The sequence below is a fragment of the Pseudoponticoccus marisrubri genome, from assembly GCF_001482405.1.
GTDB classification, from domain to species: domain Bacteria; phylum Pseudomonadota; class Alphaproteobacteria; order Rhodobacterales; family Rhodobacteraceae; genus Pseudoponticoccus; species Pseudoponticoccus marisrubri.
On sequence record NZ_LPXO01000049.1, the window covers coordinates 1 to 579 of the forward strand.

Genomic DNA, 579 nt, shown 5'->3' on the forward strand with positions numbered 1-579 from the left:
CGACGTCCCCAGCGGCCAGGTTGAACGTGTTGTCGCTGTTCGTGCCGGAGATCGTGGTGCCGTTGCCGTTTCCGCCGGTCTTGCCGGTCAGCTTCTCGAAGTTCTCGGGGTTGCCCGCGCCGCCGCCGCCGAAGCCCGACAGCTGCAGCGCCTGGTTGGCGTTCTCGTTGACGATCTCGTCCGTGCCGTCGCCGCCGTCGAGCGTGTCGTTCAGCAGCTCGTTCTTCTGGGCGAGGACCGTGTCGTCATCCGCCCCGGCATCGATGTCGTCGGCGCCGCCGCCGGCGTTGAAGGTGTCGTTGCCGTCACCGGAATCATAGGTGTTGTTGCCGCCCGCCGCCTCGAACGTGTCGTCGCCCGAGCCGGTGGTCACGGTGTCGTTGTGGTTGCCGGCATTGATGGTGAAGTCGGCGGTCTGGCCGGACAGGTCGAGCGTGTCGTGGCCGTTGCCGAGATTGAAGCGGTCGATGTTGGTCAGTTCGACGTCCCCAGCGGCCAGGTTGAACGTGTTGTCGCTGTTCGTGCCGGAGATCGTGGTGCCGTTGCCGTTTCCGCCGGTCTTGCCGGTCAGCTTCTCGA

1 pseudogene is annotated in these 579 nt (G+C 66.0%); it reads right to left on the reverse strand.

What is annotated here, in order from left to right:
- Positions 1 to 579 (reverse strand): annotated as a pseudogene (locus AVJ23_RS21930) (hypothetical protein); the annotation flags it as partial.